This window comes from Flavobacterium fragile (assembly GCF_023634865.1).
GTDB classification, from domain to species: domain Bacteria; phylum Bacteroidota; class Bacteroidia; order Flavobacteriales; family Flavobacteriaceae; genus Flavobacterium; species Flavobacterium fragile.
This window is the reverse complement of record NZ_JAMLJN010000002.1, coordinates 13,717-33,837: the sequence shown is the minus strand read 5'-3', so window position 1 is coordinate 33,837 and position 20,121 is coordinate 13,717. Positions and strand designations below refer to the sequence as shown.

Here is a 20,121-nt window from a genome sequence, read left to right as displayed (position 1 = left end):
ACTCAAACATGAACTACATCAAACACCTCACCGGCTTCTTCGAAAAAGTAGGTGCCGATTATGAACTCAACGCTACCCACATAAGCCTATACATGGCCATATTCCAACTATGGAATCAAAACCGCTTTCAAAATCCAATCAGTATTTCTCGCGATGAACTCATGCGTATAAGTAAGATTGCCTCAACTGCAACCTACCACAAATGCATGAAAGATTTAACAGAAAGAGAATACGTGATTTACAAACCTTCATTTAATCCTTTCAAAGGATCCATTTTGGAAGTTTGCAACTTGGATTTTTATACCAAACCAGTACCAAAAAAAGAACTAAAAAAGCGTTCAACCTCATCAAAAAATGACCAAGTTATTAAACAGGTTAATGAACAGGTTACTAAACAAGCTCTAAACAAGCATCAAACAAGCTCTAAACATGTACCTTATATAAACAATATAAACAATACAAACATTATAAACTTAGATAAGCAAGAAATTTCAAAAAACGAAAAAAATTCAATTTTTAGAAATTCAATTTTTGATGAGGTTCAAGAATCGGATTTAAAAGTTGAAGAAGAAAAAGAAAAAAAGTTGCGCGAAAAAAAGAAAAAGATTTTTTCAAACAATAGTGCTGTCATTTCGAGCGAAGTCGAGAAGTCAATTTCAAAACATTCAAAGCCTACTCTCGAAGAAGCTCAAATCTACTTCCTTGAAAAAAACTTTTCAGAAATCGAAGCACAACGCTTTTTTAACTACTTCGAGAGTAACGGCTGGCTTGTTGGTGGTAAAACCAAAATGAAAGATTGGAAAGCAGCTGCAAGAAACTGGATGCTAAACACGAAGAAGTTTGGATACAAACCGAATACTTCGGTTAGTAAAGAAACCAAAACCATTAATCTAAATCCAAACCACCTCCACGTAACAAATCAAAAAAACTATGGAGAAGCACTATAACACCATCAAAGACACTTTCGTTATTCAAAACGGAATCAAAGTTTACAACTTCAATTGGTGCTTAAACTACATCGAGTACCAGGGCAAACTCATCTACGGTCGCTCTTTCAAAATTGAAGTGGTTGACCATCAAACCATTCTCAAATTGGTAATTTATGCCATTCGAGACGAAAAAAAGGCTTTAGAGCTTAATTTAGACCTCGACAAAGGTATTTTATTATCGGGACCAATTGGATGCGGGAAAACGTCAATTATGGCATTAATCCGACCGTTTTTTTACCACAAACACGACTACAAAATCAAAACTTGTAGAGAAATATCTTTTGAGTTTGCAAAAAATGGCTTCGAATCACTTCAAAATTACACTCAAAAAGAGCACACGCAATCGCGCTTAACTGGCTATTGTTTCGACGACTTAGGCGCCGAACAAAACATCAAACACTACGGAAACGACCTCAACGTAATGGCAGAAATAATCATTTCACGATACGAAGATTTTGTGCAAAATCATTCCATCACCCACATAACTACAAACCTCTCTGCAAGCGAAATCGAAGCCCTCTATGGCAACCGCCTTAGATCAAGAATGAGACAAATGTTCAACCTAATCTCCTTCAGCAATGAATCCAGGGATAAAAGATGATTCTTTTTTTGTCAATGAGTTTGTCATACCGCGCGAAGCTAGGTATCTCCTGCAAAGCAGGCTTACACTTTTAAGCGCAGCTTAAAACCACAACCTTAAACCTTTAACCCAAAACCTTTAATCCTTCATAAAATGAATAAACAACTAAACCCTCGCCAAATAAAAACCATCCAAAACTTCTGGAACTGGTTCCAACAAAACGAACAAGCAATTTACCACGCCTACAAACTAGGAATTAATTCCGATGAAGTAATAGAAAACCTACATCGAAACCTCAACTATGTATCCAAAAGAATCGTCATTTACATTTACACGCAAAACAATCATCCTAACAAATTTTGCATCTTATTTTCAGCTCACGGTTATCGCAAACTATTCCCTAAAATAATAGCGTTAGGTGAAAATAAACCAAGATTAGAATACTTCATAGCTCACACATTTCTAAAGCCATTATGTGCCGAAAACAAAAACCAATTTTCAGATAAAATAATTGAAATAATCAATTCAATTTCAATCAAGTTGGAAGACTATAACACCGCAAATAAAAGAGTAATTTTGACTCTGTATTATCCAAATTCCTTGACTAGTGAAGACACGTTAATTTCAAAGCAATATGTACAAACATTACTCCGTTTCATACTCGGTGAAGTCAATTATAAAAAACACATCAAAGAAGTTTATGTTAAACCATTACCAAGAAACACAAACGGCTTATTGTCTCTATCAGAACTCCCTGAATTCATAGATTATCTGGCTAAAATTAATTTCAGTAGAAAACTCAAAATCTTATTTGAATAGATAGATTATGATTAAATTACATCAAATTGAACCTTAAGTAAAGAACGCTTTTTAAGATTTGTTTTGCACAGAAAAAAATATGCAGATGTTTTAACCAATAATTGGTAATGAAGTAACTGTAGATAAAGAGAAAAATCCTAGAAATTATAAAAGTGGTAGTCGAATAAAACGTAAAAAGATTGGAATATAAATGTGACAAAAGCAAATAATTGAATGAGGTGTTGAGTAAGTTCGTTTTTAAAACTATATTTTTTTGATTAATTGATTACAATGAATTAATCACATAAATGAAATTTATAAAGTGAAAAAAACAACAAAAAATAGAATGAATGTTAAACAATCATTGCTTTTTTTTAAATTTATATGATATATTTGTTTTTTAGATAATTTCATAAAAAAATGTCTTTGCGAAAATGAAAGAAAGTTTATTTTATTTGAAAACATTATGCATTTTAATTTTCGTATTAAAATGTAGTTTTCTCATTGCGCAAACACCACAAAAGCATAACTTAAAAAAAGAGGTTGAGGAATTAATGTATTCCAAACCAAGTCAAGCTTTAAAGATAGCCCAACATTTATTAATCAATCCTGATATTTCAGAAGAAGAAAAAGCAAAAGTAAATTTGCTAATTGCAAAAACTCATTTTGTAAAAGGTGATTTTAGTGCTTCGTTGAAAGTGCTTTTTGAAGAGAAAAAGTTTAATGACCATTTAACCACAAAGGAAAAAGTAGAAATAGAGGTATTTAAAGCAGCAATTTTTAGAAAATTATCGTTGAATAAGGAGTCAGAGATTGAGATTAGCGATAGTGAGTTATTGCTTAATAATATTTCAGAGAATAATCTTTCTTCAGAAGCCAAAATGTTTGTTCAAATTGAAAAAGCAAAAAACTATTTACAATCCAACAAATTAAATGAAGCATTACAGCTACTACAAAAAGCCGAAAGGAATGTAAATGATAATTTGAATTTAGAAACAAAAGTTTGGCTTCAAATTATTTTAGGCCAAATATATTTAGAAAAAAAGGAGTTACATAAATCTGAAACTTGTTTTAAAAAAGCCTTAAAACTTTCAGAAAAAAATAGTTCAGAAAATTTATTTGCAAAATCGTATGTTTTATCAGGATTAGCTTCGGTATACTTTTTAGAAAAAAATCACAATAAAGCGGCCACAGTATTAAATGAATCTTTAAGAAATTCGGAGGTTCTTAATAATGTGTTTTTAAAAGAAATGATAATTCGCCAACAAATTGTGAATTATTTAGCACTGAATGACACCACAAATTATAAAATTGCAAACAAAGAGTTTAATAAAATTAATAATCAGGCAGATTTATTAGAAGAGGATGCAACTAATGTAGCATATAATTTAATATCGGATGAATATTTAGGAAATTATGAAGAGGCAAAAGGGAATTATTTAACTCTACTATATGTTGCAATTTCTACATTATTGGCTGTAATTTTTGGTGGATTATTCTTTTGGTGGCGCTACTATCAAAGAAAGAAAAGTTTAGACGAAGTGATACGATATTTAGAGATCACACGCGCTAACCTAATTAATCGCTACACTGAAAAAGAAGTTGTTGTTAAAGGCTTGCCTAAACGTGTCCTTATTCCTGAGGATACAGAAAAGTTAATTTTGGCAAAGTTAAAACGATTTGAAAGCACAACACGTTTTACAAATAAAGATATTTCTTTAGCTGTTTTAGCAGGTCAATTTGATACGAACACTAAATATCTGTCTGAAATAATTAATACCCATTATCATGTAAACTTCAATACCTACATAAACAAATTGCGTATTAATTATTTGGTAGAAAAATTAAAATCTGATCCTAATTATATTAATTACAAAATTAGTTATTTAGCTGAGGATTGCGGTTTTGCATCGCATAGTAGTTTTGCAACAGTTTTTAAATCCATTACTGGAATTTCACCTGTTACCTTTATTGAGTTGTTAAAAGAAGAAAAACAAGCTATTGCCGTATGATAAAATTACATTTACATAAGATTACGGTTTTATATCTTCAAACGCTATTTCTTTCTTTGATGATGACTGTATCATTTTATGCACAAAGCAAAAATGATATTGATGTAAAAATAAAAGAGGGTACTTTATTAATGTATAAAAACCCTGATGAAGCAATTCGAATCGGTGATAAAATTATTAAAGATGCTAATGGAAATGTGGACTACAAAATTAGAGCTTATAAACTAATTTCGGATGCCTATTCTTCAAAACGAGATTATCAAAAGTCCTTAGAATATGTAATCAAAGCAAGCCAAATTCTGCATTTAAGTAATGATGCTTTGCTTAAGATTATCATTACCAATAAAATGGGGATTCAATACCACCAACTTAAGATTTATGATAAGTCGATTCAATATCTTGATCAAGCAGAGCAATTGATGTTAGATTATCCTGTTAAAGATTCAGTCTTGTACTATTTAGGTTCCAATAATACGGTTAGAGGATTTATTTATAAAGAAAAATTAAATTGCGATTTAGCTATTGAATTTTTTGATAAAGGTTTAAAATATTTGTTAGAATCAAAATCAAAATTAGCAAATTCTATCATTAGTATCAATAGGTACAACAAAGGGAATTGTTACATTCAAATGGCCAATTATCCTGATGCTAAGAAGAACTTTGAGATTTCAATTAAATATGCCTTAAATGTAAACGCATCAAGTTTACATGCTTTTGCTTTGAAAGGATTGGCTCAAGTATATACTTTAGAAGGAAAATTTCAGGAAGCAGTTGTTACTCTCTTAAAAGCCAAAAATATTTCCAAAAATGTTGAAGATTTAATTTTGAATCAAGAAATATATAGAGGCTTATCAGAGAATTATTTGGCTTTAAATAAATGGGATAAGTTTAAAGAATTTCATCTTAAATATTTGTTAACTCAAAAATTAATAAAAGAACGCGAACGAAAATCGATAAGTGATTCCTTAGTTGAGAAGAAATCCGAATTGTCTTCAAAGTTTGAAAAAACAGTTTCTTTATTTAATTTAATTAATTTGACCATTTTTGTAATTGTATTAATCGTAATTATTTTTGTATTAAATAGAATTAAAGGGGCAAAAAAAGACATTGAAGCACTTCAAAACAAGATTAGTTTGCTACAAAACCCAAAAAACATATAGTTTGTCAATTATTACACTTAAAGCCTTGAATTTCAAGGCTTTTTTTATATATTAGACTTTTGAAATTCAGTAATTTTGAAATAGGTGTCAATGTATATAGGAATATTTATACATAATTTTACCTTACTAACATATAAAACCAAAGTGTATGATTATGAAAGAAAAATTACTCAACTACAAAGTACTCGAATACTTTGTTTCAAAAAATGCGACCAAAGAGTTTTTTAAAAAACTAATGGTTTTCGCATTTTTTTGTTTGGCTGGTAATTTGTATTCTCAAACAACATTAATTAATCCTGCTGCTGAAGGAGGATTCAATTTAGGGAATACTTTTGCCGCAAATGGTTGGACTGTTGCTAATGAAGGAACAGGTCCTATTAAATGGGTTGTAGGAACAGCAGCTTCTGGGACCACTTCGGTAGGTTCAATGACAAGTGGTTCTGCAACCATTACTTTAAATGCTCCAAATGCAAATATTGTTCAAGGACAAATTGTTTATGGTGCTAACATTCCTGCCAATACATTTGTTTCAAGTATCTCAGGGACTACATTAACATTGTCTCAAAACGCAACGGCAACTGCTTCCGACATAACTTTAGGATTTAGTAAGCTTCCAGGTGCCGTTAGTGTAAATGCAGTTCAAAATACAACTGCTTCTATTGCAGCAAATGCACTTACAGTAACTTTATCTGCAGTAAATCCTAATATTTCTGTAGGTATGGAAATAACTCCTATTGCAGGTGTTATTGGTTCTAATACATATGTGGCAAGTATTAATGGTACTACATTGGGTTTATCAAGACCTACATTAAACGCAGCAGCTCTGGCTGTTGCTCAAACATTAAATTTCACTGCAACAGCTGCCTCTATTTCAGGTAACGCTGCTTATGTAACAAACGATAATGGATTTACCAATTCTTATGCAGGTTATCCTGCTCCTAGAACTGTTTATTTTCATCGAGATGTAACTGTTCCTGCTGGTGAATCTGCGATGACTTTAACATTTGATGTTAAATCACCAGTTACTTCAGGATCGGGTTGGCAAGTATGGGCGGCTCCTATTACACAAAACGTTGTGGGTACTAATACTCAAGTAACAAACGCATTTGCATATGGAGTTTCTTGGCCAGGTGCCACTCTAATTTCATTTAATTCAAACCCACAAGCAGCAGTTACAAAAACAACGGCTTTCATTCCTAAGTCTTTTGCAGGTACTACTTTTAAATTAATTTTTGTTTGGACAAATAGTTCTTCTGCAGGTACACTTCCTCCAGCAGCAATTGATAATATATCACTTACTTCAAGAGTTCCAGAAGAAATTACGTGTGCTCATTCAGGTCTTTGGTCACAACCAACTACTTGGGATGGAGGAAAAGTTCCAACTCATGCTGATACGGTAGTTTTAGACAATGAAAATGAAACGGTAATTATCGATTCAAGATATTCAGGTTGTGAGGATTTAATTCTTGTAGGAGCTAATTCATTAGTTCAATATGCTATTAGTAATATAATAGATGAGTTTGTTATTCATAATGATTTGAATATTGCGGGTAGTGGTGCTAGATTTAATAATCATGACGGAACTACAAATGGAAAATATTTGAAATTAGGACATAATTTAGATGTTGGACCAGGAGCTAGATTCGACTCCAGTTTAGGAGGATCACAAAACTTCCAAGGAAGATTAACACTTAATGGAACAACCGTTCAAAATATAACAATAGATCCAGCAGGATTTATCGGTGGTTCTGCAGCAGGAGTTAATACTTCTTCAAATGTATCGGGGGTATTAAATCAATTTGAGGTTACAAATACAGCTTCAGTTTCAACTAATGTAATTTGGAATGTAAATTTAGTAAGAATTAAATCTAATCTTATTTTAATTTCGGGAAGAATAAATGTTACTTCAGGGAATAGATTTGTTTTAGGTAACTTTAGTAATTTATCTACTGTAACAATTAATCCAAGTTCTGGATTTAAAGGTGGAACAATTTCTAGATGGATAAGTAGTGCTAACACAAAAAATGTTCAACCAGGTACAGAATACCCTGGAACAGATAATAATTATAAATCTTATTGGTATCCATTTATCAGCGCAGCAGGTCAAGACAGATCATTATATCTGTTGCCAGAAACAAATCCATCTATGGCTGGAGAAGTAGGGTTAACTTACACTGATGCTAGTACTGTAACAAATGCTCTTTCAATAGCAGATGGTACTTATACCATTACTGACAGATACAATGGAAATTGGGCTTTTTCAACTCCAGATGCTAATGCGATTCCTAGTGGATCAGCAGTAGTTTACAATAATTCGGGTAATCACAGAGTGGGAATTTATGCCAATGGAGCTTACGAAGCAATTGACGGTTCTTCAAGATTAATGAATTTATCGACTGCTGCACCAGGGGTGCACCAAGAGGGAACAGCACAACTTTTTGTATTCAGAAAAGATTTAACATTAGCCCATTTAACTGCGGCTCCATTTTATATCGGTGTGAACAGCACCTCTAAATTAAATACATCTTCAGCAATTGTTTCTGCTGCTAGTGGTGATTGGAATTCTCCTTCAACTTGGGTGGGTTCAGTAGTTCCTTCATGTACAAATGTGGTTACTATTGCCTCAGGACATAATGTAAATGTAACTACAGTTGCAAGTGCAGCTGGTGTAGTAATTTCAGAAGGAGCAACTTTAACAAATGATGGGAATACTACAGAAATGACTGTGGGTTGTACAAACAACAATGCGGCTTTTTATAACTATGGTACCCATACCATGACAAGTGGAAAATTAAAAGTAAATGGTTTTGTTGCTTATAAATCTGGAAGTTTCTTTAATCAATCTGGTGGAGAAATTATTGTCGATAGTAACAACAATGGTGATGCTGCTACATCTGTAGCTTTTGGTGGTGCTTCTTGTAAAATTGAAACCTCTAATTTAGCTTTAACAGGTGGTAAAATTACTATAGTTGACCCATTGGTAAATGAGGGTACTACAATTTCAGCTACTTCATTAGGGAATTTTTCATTGAATACTGCTGGAGCTACAGGTACATATACACAACCTACTAATTCAAGTGCAAATGCAGGTGTATTTACTGTGAGAGTTTCTTCTAATGGAGGAGGTCAAAATATTTATTCTCCAGGTCAGTTTGTAACGGGAACCAATATTGGTGCTGGTGCAAAAATTGTTTCAGCTATTCCAGACTTCACAGGAAATAATATTACTATTACTTTAGATGTAGCTCACACGGCTTCGGTTCCATCAGGAACTGTTTTAACATTTTCATCCATGTCGAATGGATGCAATGGTGTAAATCTAGAACCATCAGCATCTAATGCTAATGTAGCTATAGGACAAGTAGTAACTGGACCTGGAATTCCGCCTGGTACTACAGTTATTGGTAGAGCTATTAATGGATTAGATGTTTCATCTGCAGTAATGAAAATTATTTTGTCAAATGCAATTACAGGATTAACTACATCACCAATAACAACTTCACAGACTATTTCTTTTGCTGCTGTTAATCCTGGTGCTTACAGTACAGTTTTGACTACGGCTGATCCAAATATAATTGCAGGAATGATTGTTTCAGGAGCAGGTATTGCACCAGGAACATTTGTTACGATGTACACAGGTGGTACAGCTATTGAGTTTTCTCAACCTATTCAAGTAGGAGCACCATCGCCATTGGTTTTGACATTCAGTCCTTTTAATACCCTTTCAAGTGGATCTTTTATCTATTCTTCACCAAATCATTATGCTGCTGGTTTAAACCATACCTTACAAATTGGAGATGGTATTTCTACTCAAAGAGGAGCATTGATTTCTAATGGGTTTAATTGTCAGTTTCAAGCGGCAGGTGGTTTATTTTCATTAGGTAATCTTACTGTAGATGCGCCTAATGGTGCAGAACGTTATATGAATGTGAGCAGCAATAACATCAACAATGCTTACAATATGAACGTACAAAATGATTTCATAGTTACTGCTGGAAGTCATTTCAGAAAAACTTTTGGAAATGCAACTGTTTATGTTGGAGGTGATATTGTAAATAATGGAACAATTAATTTCCCTTTAAGTACCACTACACTGTATTTAGGAAATTACATCAATGGATCAGCAGTTCCAACTACACTTCCTCAAACAATATCTGGAAATGGTGTTTTTGCAAGCAACCAGTGGTCGGAAACAAATAATGGATTTAGCACTGCTTCTTTTGCTTCAATTTCTGTAATGAATACAAGTTTAGAAGGAGTTACATTGAATGTGCCTTTAAGACTTTCAACTAATTTAACGTTGATTAATGGTATCGTAAACACAACAGATATAAATTTACTATCTATCGGTAATCCTGATGTAACGTCTTCTGTTGGAGCAACAATTTCTGGAGGTAGTGCAACTTCATATGTTAATGGACCTCTTGCATTTGCTAATAACAGTTCTTCAACTATTGGACAATTCAGGTTATTGCCACTTGGTAAAAATGGTAAATACCTTCCGATAGCTTTCGCTGCAACAGGAGGAGTTGAATTAATGGGTGAAGCTTTTGATTCAAATTCAGGATCAGTAAATGCAGCTAACGCTTCAAATATAAGTTCTGATAGATGGAAACTTACAAGAGTTGGTACTGCAGGAAGCTTTACAGGTTATAATGTAAGATTAGGTTCTAATACTATTTCGAATAGAAATATAATTGTTCATTCTACTTCAGAAAATGGGGTTTACGATGTTGTTTCAACACCAACGTCAGCAATTACTTTTGACGCAGCTCATTTTTCGATGCCGACTGTTCCTTCAATAGTTTTAGCAACAGCTCAAACAGGAGGTTTCTTAGGTAACTTTGCTTATGCTGAAGGAACTGCATGTACAGGAACACCTGCGCCTGGTGCTACAATTGCTTCAACAACTTCTGTTTGTTCAGGTGTTTCAGTAGCATTGAGTTTAGAAACTGCTACGGTGGGTTCAGGAGTAACTTATCAATGGCAAAGTTCTGTTAATGGGGGTACAAGTTGGTCTAATATTCCAAATGCAACATCTTCTACGTTTACAGCTACACCAACTGTTGAAACATCTTACAGATGTAATGTAACATGTTCATCTAGTACAGTTTCATCTACACCAGTAGTAATATTAGTAACGTTACCTGATGTAATGACTACCGGAGCAACATCATGTTCATCAGGAACTCTTAATTTAACAGCTACAGGTGTTGGTATCTTAAATTGGTATGATGCGGAAGTAGGTGGTAATTTAGTAGCAACAGGAACTTCTTACAGTCCAACGGTTGCTAGCACAACAACTTATTACGTGGCATCAGCTACAGAAACTACTAATGCGGTAAATACTGCTGCTTACGCAGGAACTGCAACATCTTCAGCTATATTTAGAGGTATTGCTTTCGATGTTACGAAACAAATTAGATTAAAAACGGTAACAGTATATCCTAAAAATACGGTTTCTTTAACACCTATTACAATAGGATTGTTTGATGAAACAGGAAATATGGTTTCGGGTACAACACCAGTTACTTTTATACCAACCTCAAACACTGGTACTGTTGGAACTGTTTCTCAAGTTGTAACTTTAAACTATATTATTCCAGCTGGAAGAGGTTACAGACTAGTGGTAACAGATGGATTGGTAGCAACAAACAATCTTTTAGGGAATAGTACAGCAGCTATTACATATCCAACGTCTGCTGGTTCAGTAGTATTATTAGGAAATGTTACTAATCTTACCACTGCAGTAACTACAACGGCTAATACTACAAATTGTTTCCACAACTTAACATTTGATGAGATTTGTGAGTCGTCAACAAGAGTACCAGTAACTGCAACTATAGTGGATGCACCTGTGATTAATTCAGCACCAGCAACTTGTACTGAGGCAGGAGTTTCTACCATTACAAATTATAATAGCAGTTTAACCTATACTTTTAGTCCATCTGGACCTAGTGTTGATGCTAATGGTGTAGTTCTTAATGCTGTAGCAGGAACTCAGTATACAGTATCTGTTGTTGGATGTCCATCAGCGACTACTACGTTCACTAATAGCCCAATAGCTACTACTAATAATGTGTTTTTCTTTGTAGGGTTAATTACACAACAAGGATGTACCATTACATTAACAAATACAGCAGATCCATCCATTTCATATACGATTAATGGTACGAATCCTATTGGAGATTATATGTTTGAAAACATTCCATTTGGAACGTATAATTATGAAGTAAGAAAGGATTGTTTTGTTACAAGAACTGGTTCAGTTGTAGTTAACTGTCAGCCAAATGGTGATGGTGTTGGAGTTTCTATAGGAGCTTTAACGGCACAAACTACAAATAATGTTTTCTTCTTTATTGGTAATTTAATAACTACCCAAGGTTGTACAGTTACATTAATAAATACTACAGATCCATCTATTACATATACGATAAATGGTACGAATCCTATTGGAGATTATATGTTTGAAAACATTCCATTTGGAACGTATAATTATGAAGTAAGAAAGGATTGTTTTGTTACAAGAACTGGTTCAGTTGTAGTTAACTGTCAGCCAAATGGTGATGGTGTTGGAGTTTCTATAGGAGCTTTAACGGCACAAACTACAAATAATGTTTTCTTCTTTATTGGTAATTTAATAACTACCCAAGGCTGTACAGTTACATTAATAAATACTACAGATCCATCTACTACATATACGATAAATGGTACGAATCCTATTGGAGATTATATGTTTGAAAACATTCCATTTGGAACGTATAATTATGAAGTAAGAAAGAATTGTTTTGTTACAAGAACTGGTTCAGTTGTAGTTAACTGTCAGCCTAATGGTGATGGTGTTGGAGTTTCTATAGGAGCTTTAGCTGCAGTAAATTTAGATACTACTATAACTAGAGTTGGGGATACACTAACAGTGGCAGAATCAGGAGCAACTTATCAGTGGGTAGACTGTGATAATGGAAATACTCCAATTTCAGGTCAAACAGCTCAAAGTTTTACTGTAACAGCTACGGGTAATTATGCAGTAATAGTTACAACACCTGATTGTGTGAGAACATCTAGTTGTTTTTCTGTTGCAACTTTACAAGGTCAAGAATTTACTTTTACTAATTTAAAATATTATCCAAACCCAGTATCAAATCAGCTTACAATTGCTGCAAATGAAACAATTACAAAAGTGGAGTTATTTAATTTGGTAGGTCAATTAGTTAAGGTAGTTAACACTAACTCATCTGAAATTCAGGTAGATTTTAGTGAATTACCTACGGCAACTTATTTAGTTAAAGCGTATTCAGAACAAAATGTTCAAACTTTTAAAGTAATAAAAAAAGAATAAATATAAATTAGAATAGTAAGGCATTTATTTGCCTTACTATTTTATTTTTTAAGATCATAATAACTATAATTCACAAAAAATGCTAAAAGAAATTTCAATATCAAAATGGATATCTATTTCAAATGTTTTTCTTAGTCTAAGAGAAAGATTTGAAATAAGTGTTTTTATGATATTACTATTTGGATTTTTTTCAAATTCTACATCAGCACAATTAACACTTCAAGATTTTAATTCCGGTATTCCAGCAAGTTGGGCAATCACAAGTAATCAAACTGTTAGTAATAACTGGGGGCCTACTACTGCTACAGGAGGGTATCAAAATACACCTGGAGCAGTGGTAAATCCTGCATTAAACAATACAGTAGGGGTTACAGCAGAATACTATTTTATAACACCTCAATTTATTACTCCAGCCAATAGTGAAATTAGATTTCTTACTAAACAAGGAAGTTTTACCAATAGAGGGACTATTTATCAACTTAGGCTTTCTACTGCTGTACAGCCTGATATTGCAAGTTTTAACGTGGTGTTACAATCATGGACTGAAGCGCAATTAAATGTTTCGGCTACTACTTTTGAAGAAAAAATTGTAACGATTCCATCTATTCCACAAGGTGTTCCCGTTTTCTTGGCATTTGTAGCTATAACGCAACAAACCGGAACAACAGCCACTAGTGGTGATAGTTGGTTCATAGATAATGTTCGTGTTATCGAAAGTTGTTCACAAGTAACAGGCATTGTGAGTACCATGTCTGCAAATAGTGGTTTAATTAGTTGGAACCATTCAAGTGCAACAAATTTTGAGATTCAAATTGTACCCCAAGGATCTGGTATTGGTGCTTCTGGAACTCCAGTAAATGGATTTTCTTATAATGCTACTGGTTTAACCGATGGTACTAATTATGATGTGTATATAAAAACTATTTGTGACGCAACAACAGCTAGCCAATGGGCAGGTCCTTTTCCTGTAACTACTGCAAGATTGGGATTAAGTTGTGCTACTCCAATTGTTATTCCAAATACGGTTACTTCAACTCCGTATGTATTGAGTTCTAATTTGAGTTTGTTTCACGATTTTCAAAATTATACTCCAATGAATTCGCAAGGGTTAAGTTGTCAGCCAGTGGGTCAAACCATGAATTGGCTTGAGGGAGACCATGCGATTCTATCTTATACTCCAACAGTTTCAGGCTTGGTCAACATCAGCCAAGTAGCTACTGTGAATAGTGCATCAGGTTGTTACAATGCTTCTTCAAGTGTTTTCGTTTTTGATAGTTGTTCAGGAATTGGATCAACAGCCAATTGTTTAGCTGCTGTTGTAACAGGTTCTTCAGCTGGGAATTCGGTACAAATTGAGAATCTTTTTTTACAAGGGGGACAAACGTATTACTTTGTGATTTCTTCACCTTATCAATATTATCCTGATAGACCTGGCGCTAGTGTATGTTTTACTTTTACATTATCAGCCCCAACTTGTCCAAGACCTTCAGGTTTGGCTTATGAAAATTTATTACATAACAATGTTACTCTATCTTGGGAAAACCCTCAAAACTTAGTTAGTAATTGGGAATATGTTGTAAAGCTTGCATCTGATGGAGTTCCTGCTGCTGGTGATATAATTACGCCAACTAACACGAATACTAACGTTAACGTTTCAGGATTAAATCCTAATACACGATATCATTTATACGTTAGATCAGTATGTGGTGGAGTACCTGGGGAATGGAGTAGTCCTTTGTTGTTTAGAACGCAATGTACTACTTTTTCAACTCCTTATTCAACACAGTTTACAAACGCTACCGATGCGGAACCACAATGTTGGACTTCATTAGATTTAAATAGAGATGGTAGAATCTTTGTTTATTCGGGTGCGCCTGATAGTCCACCAGTACAAGGACAAATTGTAAGACTTCGTACTTCTGATTCTGGAAATCAAACGAATGACATGTTGGTTTCTCCTAGGATTAATTTTGATGGAGTTAATCAAAAACAAATCCGTTTTAAATATAAAGGTTTTGGTGGATATACCAATGCAACAGGTTATGTTTTAGGAGAGTCTTCTTTTATGATGAAACTGTCTACAACAGGTATTGGTCCAAATAATTTTACTACAGAGTTATTACCTATTGCTACTTATGAAACAGGGAATAATTACGTAGAAATGATTGTGGTCGTTCCGGCAAATATTGTAGGTGAAGTTAATATTGCTTGGTATTTACCTCCAGGATACATAAATACATCTACAAACTTTTATATAGATGATGTATACATAGAAGATCTACCTGCGTGTTCTCCTCCAAGTTATCCAGGTGTAACGGCGGGAACAATTACTCAAACTTCAGCTCAATTTTATTGGACTAATGGCTATAACAATTCACAATGGGAGATTGCTGTTCAACCACTAAATTCTGGGGTACCAACAGGTAGTGGTGAATTAGTTACATCTAATCCATTTATCAAAACAGGTTTAACGCCATCAACACGTTATGAATACTACATTAGAACATATTGTAATACAACTGAACAAAGTGTTTGGGTAGGACCAGTTCCTTTCAATACATTATGTGATGCACAGCCTGTTCCTTATTTTGAAAGTTTAAATACGGTCGATGTAAATACTAAAAAATTCTGTTGGTCTGTAATCAATAGAAATGGTGATCGTAATTCTGTGTGGACGATAGGAGATACTGAGGCATCAATCTCTGGTAGAGACTTGTTTATGAATCCATTTGTATCTTATGACGACTACTTAGTTTCGGCTCAAGTAAACGTTGTGGGACAAAAAATGTTAAAGTATAAGTACAAAGTTGCTTCAAATATTTTTAATCCTGTAGAGAGAGGGAATTTTGAAGTTATAATGTCTTCTTCTCCAGATTTCAGCACTTATACTGTATTGATTCCGGCTCACGATTTTACAAACGTGGATTATCAAGAGAATTTTGTCATTTTTAATGGAACAGGACCTGCTTATTTTGCATTTCACTTACCATCCAATATGAGTAACCCAAGAAATACTGGTTTGGTTTTCATTGATGATTTCAGTATAGAAGATGCACCTTTATGTCCAAATCCATCAGATTTATTGGTTTCTAATATTGGAACCAATACTGCTACATTAACTTGGACTACTGGTTTCTCAGAAACACAATGGGAAGTAGTAATTCAAGATCCTTCTTTAGGAACTCCTTCAGGTTCTGGAACTATTGTAAATATAACTCCAACATTTAACGCAACTGGATTAACAGAAAATACAGTTTATGAATATTATGTAAGAGCTGTTTGTGGTAGTAATGGGAATAGTGAGTGGATTGGTCCTTTCGAATTTAGAACTATTTGTAGTCCTTACTCAACACCATTTACAGAAACGTTTGATTCCAATTCATTAACTGAGTCTTGTTGGAAGGTGGTTGACAACAATCAAAATTCAAACTTTTGGGGATTAAATCAGCCTGTAAATCCAATTTTTGGTGACCAAATGGCAGCCATATTTTCAGGGACTAATGGTAATAATGACGATTGGTTAATTTCTCCAACTTTGATGGTAAGACCTAACCAAAGATTACGTTTTTATTATAAAACGTTAAGTTCAAATTTTGAAGAAGATTTGAAGGTAAGAGTATCAACTAACGGAACAGATATAAGTCAATTTACTACTATTTTATATGAAAACAATTACCTTACCAGTACTGCAACCGGAACCACTGCTGGTTCTAATATCATAACAGTTGCTGACGCACAAGGAGCTCGAGTAGGTGATAGGGTTTGGATTCCGGGTTGGCCTTTGCCATATCCTACAAACGTAGCTAGTATATCTGGAAATACTATAACACTAACAAACGCAGCTACATTAACTCTAGCAGGACCATTGTCTGTTGAATTTATTCATGAAGTAATTAACAATACAGAGGTTCGCGAAATGGTAATTAACCTTACTAATATTACGGTACCTTCAAATATTAATATTGCTTTTCAAGTACCTTACTATCCACCAAATGCATGGAATTATAGAGGACAATTCTTATTTATTGACCAGGTAATTATAGAAGATATACCTTCTTGTCCTCCTGTATATAATGTGGCTATAAACGCTAATACAATTACAGATACATCAGCTGAAGTTAATTGGGATTCAGGTAGCAACGAAACACAATGGGAAATTTCAATTCAACCATATGGTTCTCCTGCGCCATCGGGTAATACTTTACCACAATATTTACAAACGACAACTTCACATCCATATCTAATTTCTGGCTTAACACCTTCTACTAGATATCAAATTTATGTAAGAGCTATTTGTAGTGGAACAAATCAAAGCGTTTGGTCGGGTCCTTTCGACTTACTTACAAAATGTGATTTAACAAACATTTGTTTATATACCATAACTTTAGATAATGGTACTACGGGTAGGGCTCAAGAAAGTATAAACGTAATGCAAAACAATCAAATGATTCAAGCATTAAGATTTCCAACAAATACAACTCCTCTAGATTATCAGGTGTATTTATGTAGAGGAATGGAATTTAGTTTATATTGGCAAGGTCAAGGTAATGGAACTCAGTATTCAAATGCGCAAGTAACAATTCGTGATTATCAAGGAAATATCGTTTGGACTAGTCCACGTGGAATGGGTTCAATAAACGCTACAATTTATTCGGGTGTTTCAAATTGTGGTGCAGTTACTTGCCCACAACCAACAAATTTAGCGGTTAGTAATTTAGGAGTACTATCTTGGACACCAGGAGGTACGGAAACACAGTGGGAAGTATTCGTACAACCTTTAGCTTTAGGTTCGCTGCCACAGTCAGGTGTTATTGTTAATACGCCTTCTTATACTCCGCAGGCATCAGACTTTATTAATTCTTTAACCGGTACTAATGAGTTTTTTGTGAGAGCAGTTTGTAGTGCTTCAGATAAAAGTTACTGGTCGGGGCCAAAAGTTTTTGTTAAAAATGACGAAGCTTCTACTGCAATAGTACTACCTGTTAATACAGGAGGAACTTGTACAAATAAAGGAACTCAAGCTTCTTTCTTAGGGGCTACCGTATCTCCAGAAATGTCATCTTGTGGTGGTCTAAATGGGGGTGATATTTGGTACGAATTTGTAGCAACATCTAAAGTACATACAGTTGAATTGAGTAATTTTGGTCCAGGTAGTTATTATACAGGAGCAAGTTCTTCTAATGGCACTTGGCCTAGAACTATAATTACACTTTACGAAGTACAACCTGATGGAACTTTATTTCAAAAAGCGTGTAGTGAAAATAACGCTATTGTAGCTGAGTATGCATCAGAATGTGTAATAGGATCAACTTACAAAATTAGAGTAGCTTATAATGGTGTTACTCCAAATAATAAAAAATTCGATATTTGTGTGAGCACGCCAGCAGATCTTTGTGAAAGAAATGCATTCAATTATAGTTTTGAAAAATTACCTATGCAATCAGTAACAGGAATTTCAACTATTATTGATGGAACTGTTACTCCAGGATGGAGAGTAAGTACCAATTGGGGAACCATGTTCTTCCAAGAAGAAGGAAATTCTCCGGGAATTATTCCTTATGAAGGGGGGCAATGTCTTCAGTTAACTCATGATAATGCGAGTACTTGGAATCCTGCAGATCCAAATATCAAAGGATTATACAAAGATTTTGATACTTCGGAAATTCAAAAAATGAGTTATAGTTTTGCCTCTGCATCTAGATTAGCCTCTGCTCCAGGAACAACACTCGAATTATGGGCTGGACCTCCAACTGGTCCGTTCACAATGGTTACGGAACATACTTCAGCTACTTTAGTGTGGAGCTTAATTGAAGGTATTTACAATGTGCCGCAAGGACAAACTACTACACGCTTTATTTTTAGAGTGAGAAATTATGAAATAGGCCACCTTTTAGATGCAGCCAACTTTAAACCTATAACAAATATTGTAACTCAAGACACTACAATAAGTTGTAATCAAATAGTTACTGTACAAGCTAATGGTGTGGGACAATGGATAGCAGACGCTAATAACCCAGCGGAAACGATTATTCAAGATTCAAACAGTAACACTACTACAGTTTCAGGTTTTAATACTCCTGGGGTTTATGTTTACCATTGGAAAACACGTTATTGTGAAGAATCTTTAACTTTAACTTATCAAGGGATAAGTGAAGTTCCAACAGTTACAACACCTGTTATATATTGTGCAACAGAAACCGCTACTCAATTAACTGCTACTGCTCCTTCTGGATACACATTAGAATGGTATACAGTTGCAGTAGGAGGTACAGGAGATGCTAATGCACCAACTCCTTCAACTGCTACAGTAGGTACAACTACTTATTATGTAGCTTTAGTGGATGGTAATGGATGCGCAGGACCAAGAACTGCTATTGAGGTTGTAGTTAATGAATTAATTACTCCTGTTGTTGATTTTACATATGATTCTAATGAGTACTGTACTTCAGGCACTAATCCTATGTTAATTCCTTCAACTGGTTTTACATCAGGAGGTACTTATAGTGCTGCACCTTCAGGATTGACAATTGATAGTGCAACAGGTGCTATTAATTTGGCAACAAGTTTAGCAGGTACTTATCAAATTACTTACGATTTACCTCGTGTAGATTGTACATTGGCAGGTAGCGCAACATTTACTTTAAATGTAACGAAAGCAGTAGCTTTCGAAATTGAAAGTAGTTGTGATTCTCAAATAATGTACTTGAATGTAATTCCTACTGATGGTGCTGATTTATCTGGAGTAAATTATATTTGGCAAGATGGTAATGGTAATACAATAGGGACTAATGCACCAACATTAAATGTTAACGATTATTTAGCTCTAAATAGTACAATTTCTTTACCAACAACACTTACTGTAACTACTACAGAATTAGCATGTGAGTTTTCTCAGTCATATGTATTAGAAGCCAATAAATGTTCGCTAATTCCAAGAGGAATTTCTCCTAATGGTGATGGTGATAACGATACTTTTGATTTAACAGGATTAGGAGCTAGAGAAGTTAGTATATTCAATCGTTATGGAAGAGAAGTGTATTCGTATAGTGGTAACTACACCAATCAGTGGAAAGGTACCGAAAAGAATGGTTCTAACTTGCCAGATGGTACTTACTTTTATAGTATCACTTTACAAAATGGTGATACAGTAACGGGTTGGGTTTACGTAATTAGACAATTTTAAAAATTAAATACAGTCTGCCTATTTTTTTAAATAGGTAGACTATAACTTATTATAATTTAT

The 20,121-nt window shown here is 34.1% G+C and carries 7 protein-coding genes; all 7 read left to right on the top strand.

The genetic code is table 11. The annotated features are described in order from the left end of the window. The first annotated feature begins 8 nt into the window (after positions 1-8). The gene (locus tag NAT47_RS02640; RefSeq protein ID WP_250579982.1) at positions 9-947 is read left to right on the top strand and encodes a transcriptional regulator; all 939 of its coding nucleotides are present in this window, start codon (positions 9-11) and stop codon (positions 945-947) included. Then, complete coding sequence (locus NAT47_RS02635; RefSeq protein ID WP_250579979.1) at positions 931-1,590, top strand: ATPase; 660 nt, start codon at positions 931-933, stop codon at positions 1,588-1,590. The genes NAT47_RS02640 and NAT47_RS02635 overlap by 17 nt, the downstream gene beginning before the upstream one ends. Positions 1,591-1,722: 132 nt before the next feature. Then, complete coding sequence (locus NAT47_RS02630; RefSeq protein WP_250579978.1) at positions 1,723-2,388, top strand: hypothetical protein; 666 nt, start codon at positions 1,723-1,725, stop codon at positions 2,386-2,388. Positions 2,389-2,801: 413 nt separating this feature from the next. After that, entirely contained in the window at positions 2,802-4,379 is a 1,578-nt protein-coding gene (locus NAT47_RS02625; RefSeq protein WP_250579977.1) for a helix-turn-helix domain-containing protein, read from the top strand. Next, positions 4,376-5,539, top strand: coding sequence for a tetratricopeptide repeat protein (locus NAT47_RS02620; RefSeq protein WP_250579976.1), 1,164 nt, complete (start codon positions 4,376-4,378; stop codon positions 5,537-5,539). Before NAT47_RS02625 ends, NAT47_RS02620 begins: the two co-directional genes overlap by 4 nt. A gap of 154 nt (positions 5,540-5,693) precedes the next feature. Beyond that, on the top strand, positions 5,694-12,878 hold the full coding sequence (locus NAT47_RS02615; RefSeq protein WP_250579975.1) for a T9SS type A sorting domain-containing protein: 7,185 nt from the start codon (positions 5,694-5,696) through the stop codon (positions 12,876-12,878). Between the two features lie 166 nt (positions 12,879-13,044). Further along, positions 13,045-20,061 carry a choice-of-anchor J domain-containing protein gene (locus NAT47_RS02610; protein ID WP_250579974.1) on the top strand — a complete coding sequence of 2,339 codons (7,017 nt, stop codon included), beginning with the start codon at positions 13,045-13,047 and terminating at the stop codon, positions 20,059-20,061. Positions 20,062-20,121 lie beyond the last annotated feature (60 nt).